Below are 6,691 nucleotides of genomic sequence, written 5' to 3' on the forward strand. Positions count from 1 at the left end.
TCGGCGACGATGACCATGCCGGCGTGCTGCGAATAGCCCATGCCGACGCCGCCGCCGTGGTGGAACGAGACCCAGGTCGCGCCCGACGCGGTGTTGAGCAAAGCGTTCAACAGCGGCCAGTCGGAGATGGCGTCGCTGCCGTCCTTCATGCTTTCGGTTTCGCGATTGGGTGAGGCGACGCTGCCTGAGTCGAGGTGGTCGCGGCCGATGACGATCGGGGCGGAGACTTCGCCGTTCTTGACCATCTCGTTGAACGCGAGGCCCAAGCGGTGGCGCTGGCCGAGGCCGACCCAGCAGATACGGGCGGGGAGGCCCTGGAAGGCGATCCGGTCGCGGGCCATGTCGAGCCAGCGATGGAGGTGGGGATCGTCGGGGATCAGCTCCTTCACCCGCTGATCGGTCTTGTAGATGTCCTCGGAATCGCCGCTCAGCGCGACCCAGCGGAACGGGCCGATGCCGCGGCAGAACAAAGGCCGGACGTAAGCCGGGACGAAGCCGGGGAAGTCGAAGGCGTGGGCGACGCCAGTGTCGAGCGCTTCCTGGCGGATGTTATTGCCATAATCGAAGGTCGGCACGCCGAGTTTCTGGAACGCCAGCATCGCTTCGACATGCTTGGCCATCGATTGGCGCGCAGCGGTGGCGACGGCGGCGGGGTCGCGCTCACGCATTTCGATCCACTTGGCGACTGACCAGCCGGCCGGGCAGTAACCGTTGGCCGGGTCATGGGCGCTGGTCTGGTCGGTGAGCGCGTCGGGGCGGATGCCGCGCTCCAGCATTTCGGGCAGGATTTCGGCGGCGTTGCCGAGCAGGCCAACGCTGGTCGGTTCGGTGGCAGCGCGAATAATCTCGAGCGCTTCGTCGATGCTGGTCGCGCGATGATCGACATAGCGGGTTTCAAGGCGCTTCTCGATCGAGCTTTCCTGGACCTCGATGGCGATGCAGTGGGCGCCGGCCATCACCGCCGCGAGAGGTTGCGCGCCGCCCATGCCGCCAAGGCCGGCGGTGAGGATCCATTTGCCCTTGAGGTCGCCGCCATAATGCTGGCGACCCATTTCGGCGAAGGTCTCGAACGTGCCTTGGACGATGCCTTGGGTGCCGATGTAGATCCAGCTGCCGGCGGTCATCTGGCCGTACATCATCAGGCCGGCGCGATCGAGCTGGTTGAACACCTCCCATGTCGCCCATTTGGGGACGAGGTTGGAGTTGGCGATCAGTACGCGGGGTGCGTCCTTGTGGGTGCGGAACACGCCGACCGGCTTGCCCGACTGGACCAGCAGGGTCTCTTCGTTGCCGAGCCGTTCGAGCGTGTCGACGATCTTGTCGAAGCAGGCCCAGTTGCGCGCCGCGCGGCCGATGCCGCCGTAGACGACCAGGCTTTGTGGGTCCTCGGCGACTTCGGCGTCGAGGTTGTTCATCAGCATGCGAACCGCCGCTTCGGTCGCCCAGCTTTTGGCGACAATTTCAGGCCCGCGGCGGGCACGGATATGGCGGCTGTTGTCGCGGCGATCCGTCAAGCGTCCAATCCTCCGAAGATGCGGCGCTCCGGCCCCGGCAGGCCGATCCAGTAGCCGAGCTCGGCGAGGCTTTCGAGCCGCCACACGGCGAGGTCGGCGGCTTTGCCGGGCGCAATGCTGCCAATGTCCTTTTCGAGGCCGAGCGCATGTGCGGCGTTGATGGTCATGCCGGCCAGCGCCTCCTCCGGAGTCAGCCCGAACAGGGTGCAGGCCATGTTCATTGCCAGGATCGGCGACAGCAGAGGCGACGTGCCGGGGTTGCAGTCGGTGGCGACGGCGATGCGAACGCCGTGGTCGCGGAGCAATTGCACCGGCGGCTTGCGGCTTTCCTGCAGCGCATAAAAAGCGCCGGGGAGGAGCACCGCGACGGTGCCCGCTTCGGCCATCGCTCTCGCGCCCGCCGCGTCGAGATATTCGAGATGATCGGCGGACAAGGCGCGATATTGGGCGGCGAGCGCGGCGCCGGACTGGTTGGACAATTGCTCGGCGTGGAGCTTGACCCGCAGGCCATACGCGGCGGCGGCGCGGAACAGGCGCTCGACCTCGGGCGGAGTAAAAGCGATGGTGTCGCAATAAGCGTCGACGCTGGTGGCCAGGCCGGCCTTGGCGATCGCCGGGATCATTTCGTCGACGACCATCGCCACATAATCGTCGCGGCGGTCGGCGAATTCGGGCGGCAGCGCGTGGAGCGCGAGCAAAGTGCCGACGACCAGGACCGGCTCGCTCTTGCCGAGCGCTTTCGCCGCGTTGAGCAGCCGCATTTCGCTGGCCGTATCGAGGCCGTAGCCCGACTTGATTTCCACCGTGGTAACGCCGCCGGCCATCAGCGCGTGCAACCGCCGTCGGCCCGACGAGATCAGATCCGTCGCCGACGCCGCCCGGGTCTTGGCGACCGTCGAGGCGATGCCGCCGCCGGCCCGGGCGATGTCTTCGTACGAAGCGCCGGCGCGGCGCATCGCATGTTCGTCAGCGCGGGTGCCGCCAAAGACGAGGTGGGTGTGGCAGTCGATCAGGCCAGGCGTGACCCAGGCGCCGTCGAGCGGGACCACTTCGGCGGCGCGGAAACCGGCCAATTCGGTGCGCTTGCCGATGCGGACGATCTTGCCGTCCTGGATGCCGATCGCGGCATTGGTCATAATGCCCAAGGGATCGCCGGGACGGCTTTCCATCGTCGCGACGCTGCAGTCGATCAGGAGGCGGTCCCACATGTCGGAATCGCCTTAGGGCACGGCCAGTGTTACCGTCAAAGCGATGAGCGATTGGCCACATCTCGCCGAGCTATTGGTTGCGGGCACCGCGGCGACTCCGGTTGGGCTGCTGGGCGCGCCGCTCGGCGTCGGATCGGTCACGCCTGGGGCCTACGACCAAGCCCCGCAATTGCTGCGCGCGACGCTCAAGCGGATTGGCCGCTACGACGTCGAAGCTGGACGTGAACTGGCGACCAAGGTTGCCGACCGAGGCAATGTCGATCTCGCCGGTCTGACCATCGAGCAAGCGACGGCGCCGCTGACCGCCGCGGTTGCGGCAAGCGCGGCGGCGCATACGCTGACCCTGCTGGTCGGCGGCAATAATGCCATCACCCGCCCGGCGGTGCTGGGGATCGGCGGGGCGCTCGACGAAATTGGGCTGATCACGCTCGACGCCCATTTCGACATGCGCGAGACGAGCGGCGGCCTGAGCAATGGCAATCCGGTGCGGGCGCTAATCGAGGACGGGCTGCCCGGGGCCAATATCGTGCAGGTCGGGCTGGCCAGCTTCGCCAACACCAGCGCCATGCACGAGGATGCGATCGCCGCCGGCAATCTGGTCGTGACGATCAGCGACGTGCGCCGCGACGGCATCGCGCAAGCGATCGCGCGCGCAATGGATCATGTCGCCCACTGCGACGCACTGGTGGTGGATTGCGACATCGACGTCATCGACCGGGCACAAATGCCTGGCGCCCCGGGCGCGCGGCCGGGCGGGATGGCGGTCGCCGATTTCTTCGCCGCCGTCCGCGCGTTGGCATCCGATCCGCGGGTGCGGGTGATCGACCTGACCGAATGGGACCCGTCGCTCGACCCGACGGATCTGAGCGCGCTGACCGCCGCGCGCTGGATCGCCGAGTGCTTGGCCGGGTTCGAACTGCGGTAGCATTCGTCGCGGTTGCACCCGAGAACGGGAATGTTACGGTGCCGGCGCTAACCAGGGGGAACGGTTTTATGGCATTCGATCCGAACGTCGCCACGGCGGCTTATATCGACAGTCTCGGCAAGGCGGCGCTCGACAAGGCGCACGCGTATACCCTCGGTGGCCACTGGTTGTTGCTGTGGGGGCTGGTCGTCGCCGCGGTCGTTACCTGGCTGATCGTCCGCTGGGGAATCCTCGATCGCCTCGACAGCAAGCTGGGCGACAAGCGGCGCAATCTGCGGGCCTTCGTCGTCAGCGCTGCATTCTTGATTGTCTCGGCGGTGCTGTCCTTGCCGTGGACCATCTATTCCGGCTGGTGGCGCTAAACGAGTTACGGGCGCACCAGCCAGCCGCTCGGTGACTTCCTGGGTCAGGCGGCGCTGTCGATCGGGATCACGACGGTCGTGACCGCACTATTCCTGATGGGGCTGTACTGGCTGATGCGGCGGGCGAGCGGCCTGTGGTGGTTGTGGTCCGGCGCACTGACGGCCGTGGCGCTGGCGTTCATTTTCCTCTTGGCGCCGGTGCTGGTTGAGCCTTTGTTCAACAAATATGAACCGGTGCCGCCGGGGCAAGTGCGCGACGCCGTGGTGGAGATGGCCGGTCGCGCCGGCATCCCGCCCAACAAAATCTACATGTACGACGGCTCGCGCCAGTCGAACAATTTCACCGCCAACGCTGGCGGCGTCGGCAGCACGGCGCGGGTCGCCATTTCGGACGTCGCCGTCAAAAGCGCATCGCTGGATGAAGTGCGCGCCGTCACCGGCCACGAGATCGGCCATTATGTGCTCAAGCACACCTGGTACGGTCTCGCGTTCTTCTCGATCTTGGCAATCTTCCTGTTCTGGCTCGCCGACCGGCTGTTTCCGCGCTTCGCCCGAGCCTTCGGCAGCGATGCGGGGATCGCCGATCCGCGCGGCATCCCGGTGCTGATATTCATCGTCTCGCTGTTTGGGGTGCTGGTGACGCCGCTGACCAATACGTTCAGCCGCACGCTCGAGAACCAGGCCGACAATTATTCACTGGTGACCGAGAACCGGCCCGACGCCTTGTCGACCGCGCTCGTGAAGACCGCCGAATATCGCTACCCGCGGCCGAGCGCAGTCGAGGAAGCGGTCTTCTACGACCATCCGTCGGTCGAACGGCGCGTGCGCACGGCGATGGCGTGGAAGGCAGCGCATCCGGCGTCGCCGGCCAACTGAGCTTTCGCCACGGGGTGAAGGTTTCACATGGTCCGGCGGCCCCGAGGGGCTAGCTTGATGGCCATATGGACCAGGCACTGACCATCGACAGCGGCGACACAGCGTGGATGCTGGTGTCGACGGCACTGGTGATGGTGATGGTATTGCCCGGGCTGGCCCTGTTCTACGGCGGGCTGGTCCGGGCGAAGAATTTGCTGTCGGTTATGAGCCAGGTGCTGGGCATTACCGCGGTCGCCATCCTGAGCTGGGTTGGCTGGGGCTACAGTCTCGCGTTTAGCGACGGTTCGGCATGGCTCGGCGGGTTCGACAAATTGGGCTTGGCGGGGATCGACGGATCGTCGCTTTGGGCGGTGGGCAGCGCCGGCGCCGCGATCCCGGAACTGGTATTCGTCGCCTTCCAGATGAGTTTCGCGAGTATCACCGCGGCGCTGGTCATCGGCGCCCTGGTCGAGCGGGTGCGGTTTGCCGCGGTGATGCTGTTTTCCGCTTTGTGGCTGACGATCGTCTATGCCCCGCTGGCGCACATGGTGTGGGCGTCGACCGGTCTGCTGTTCGCGATGGGCGCGATCGACTTCGCCGGCGGCACGGTGGTGCATATCAATGCCGGCATCGCGGGGCTGGTAGGGGTCGCATTCGCCGGGCCGCGCATCGGTCACCTCAAGGAGGCAATGCCGCCGCACTCGCTGGCGCTGACGATGGTCGGAGCCGGACTGCTGTGGGTCGGCTGGTTCGGGTTCAACGCCGGGTCGGCGCTCGAAGCCAATGGATTGGCGGCGGTGGCGATGGTCAACACCTTTGTCGCGCCCGCCGCCGGGGTGCTGGCGTGGATGGGGATCGAGCGGCTGGTGTCGGGCAAACCGTCGATGCTCGGCGGCGCTTCGGGCGCCGTCGCGGGCCTGGTTGCGGTGACGCCGGCGGCGGGGGTCAGTGGCCCCGTCGGCGCGATGCTGCTCGGCGCGGTCGCCAGCCTGGTTTGCTATGGTTTCGTCGGGTCGCTGAAGAACCGGCTCAAGCTCGACGACAGCCTCGACGTGTTCGGGATCCACGGGTTGGGCGGGATTGTCGGCTCGATCGGCACCGCTTTGGTCGCGCTGCCGATGCTCGGCGGACATGGCGGCGTTGGCTTCGCGTTCGGGCATCAATTGCTGGTGCAGATTATTGCGGTCGCGGTGGCCATCGCCTGGTCGGCGGCGGGATCGGCATTGTGCTTTGCGCTGGTGCGGCGGGTCACGCCGCTGCGATTTGACCGCGAGCGCGAACGCGAAGGCCTCGACCTCAGCGACCACGGCGAGCGAGCGTACAATTATTGAGTTGGGAGCAAGCAGTAGCCGGGCCGAGGATCCAATGCCCGGGGCAACAAAAAAGCCGCCCGAAGGCGGCTTTGGTGTTGGTTGCGGGGGTAGGATTTGAACCTACGACCTTCAGGTTATGAGCCTGACGAGCTACCGGGCTGCTCCACCCCGCGACACTAATTGTTGGCCTCAGGCGCCGGCGCTGGCGTTCGCCAACTTGGCTGTCCTCCCCCGAATATCGGGGTCCGGGCGGCCGGTCGGCCTTGCGAAGCCTTTCGGCTTCGGGACCTTCCTGTGCCCGAAACAACAAAGCCGCCGCTCGGCGAACCGGCAGCGGCTTTGTTTAACGTTGCGAATGGGTTCTCTTGTTCCACGCTGGCTTCAAAGCCTGGCGACGACCTACTCTTCCACTGCTTAAGCAGTAGTACCATCGGCGCTGTCCGGTTTCACGGCCGAGTTCGGGATGGGATCGGGTGGGTCACGGACGCTATGGCCACCAAGCTATGGGGCCAGC

Annotated in this window: 6 protein-coding genes, 1 tRNA gene, 1 rRNA gene and 1 pseudogene; 5 read left to right on the forward strand and 4 right to left on the reverse strand. The window is 66.2% G+C overall.

Annotated features, from left to right (window positions below; genetic code table 11):
- Together hutU and hutI are read right to left on the reverse strand one after the other, a co-directional pair.
- The coding region (hutU, locus tag RMO25_RS09095; RefSeq protein ID WP_309662288.1) for a urocanate hydratase at window positions 1–1,514 on the reverse strand (1,514 nt) is incomplete at its 3' end.
- Window positions 1,511–2,722, reverse strand: coding sequence for an imidazolonepropionase (gene hutI / locus RMO25_RS09100; RefSeq protein WP_309662289.1), 1,212 nt, complete (start codon window positions 2,720–2,722; stop codon window positions 1,511–1,513). The genes hutU and hutI, both read right to left, overlap by 4 nt.
- A 43-nt stretch (window positions 2,723–2,765) precedes the next feature.
- On the opposite strand from hutI, the gene RMO25_RS09105 reads away from it, so the two are divergent.
- The 5 genes and pseudogenes from RMO25_RS09105 to RMO25_RS09125 all read left to right on the forward strand — a co-directional run bounded on the left by RMO25_RS09105 (window position 2,766) and on the right by RMO25_RS09125 (window position 6,195).
- The gene (locus RMO25_RS09105; RefSeq protein ID WP_309662290.1) at window positions 2,766–3,647 is read left to right on the forward strand and encodes an arginase family protein; all 882 of its coding nucleotides are present in this window, start codon (window positions 2,766–2,768) and stop codon (window positions 3,645–3,647) included.
- A 68-nt stretch (window positions 3,648–3,715) separates the two neighbouring features.
- Window positions 3,716–4,009, forward strand: coding sequence for a hypothetical protein (locus RMO25_RS09110; RefSeq protein ID WP_309662291.1), 294 nt, complete (start codon window positions 3,716–3,718; stop codon window positions 4,007–4,009).
- Between the two features lie 18 nt (window positions 4,010–4,027).
- A pseudogene (locus RMO25_RS09115) lies at window positions 4,028–4,222 on the forward strand (M48 family peptidase); the annotation flags it as partial.
- A gap of 36 nt (window positions 4,223–4,258) precedes the next feature.
- A complete protein-coding gene (locus RMO25_RS09120) occupies window positions 4,259–4,885 on the forward strand; it encodes a M48 family metalloprotease (protein ID WP_309662293.1) in 627 nt (208 codons plus the stop codon).
- A gap of 65 nt (window positions 4,886–4,950) precedes the next feature.
- On the forward strand, window positions 4,951–6,195 hold the full coding sequence (locus RMO25_RS09125) for an ammonium transporter (protein WP_309662292.1): 1,245 nt from the start codon (window positions 4,951–4,953) through the stop codon (window positions 6,193–6,195).
- A 78-nt stretch (window positions 6,196–6,273) separates the two neighbouring features.
- Here RMO25_RS09125 and RMO25_RS09130 read toward each other — a convergent pair.
- Window positions 6,274–6,350, reverse strand: a tRNA-Met gene (locus RMO25_RS09130).
- 213 nt (window positions 6,351–6,563) lie between these two features.
- Window positions 6,564–6,678, reverse strand: a 5S ribosomal RNA gene (rrf, locus tag RMO25_RS09135).
- Window positions 6,679–6,691 lie beyond the last annotated feature (13 nt).

This window comes from Sphingomonas sp. (genome assembly GCF_031361285.1).
GTDB lineage: Bacteria > Pseudomonadota > Alphaproteobacteria > Sphingomonadales > Sphingomonadaceae > Sphingomicrobium.

Coding starts and splice junctions, on each gene's coding strand:
- RMO25_RS09110 (WP_309662291.1), top strand. CDS start 3,716: ATGGCATTCGATCCGAACGTCGCCACGGCGGCTTATATCGACAGTCTC.
- hutI (WP_309662289.1), bottom strand. CDS start 2,722: ATGTGGGACCGCCTCCTGATCGACTGCAGCGTCGCGACGATGGAAAGC.
- RMO25_RS09125 (WP_309662292.1), top strand. CDS start 4,951: ATGGACCAGGCACTGACCATCGACAGCGGCGACACAGCGTGGATGCTG.
- RMO25_RS09105 (WP_309662290.1), top strand. CDS start 2,766: ATGAGCGATTGGCCACATCTCGCCGAGCTATTGGTTGCGGGCACCGCG.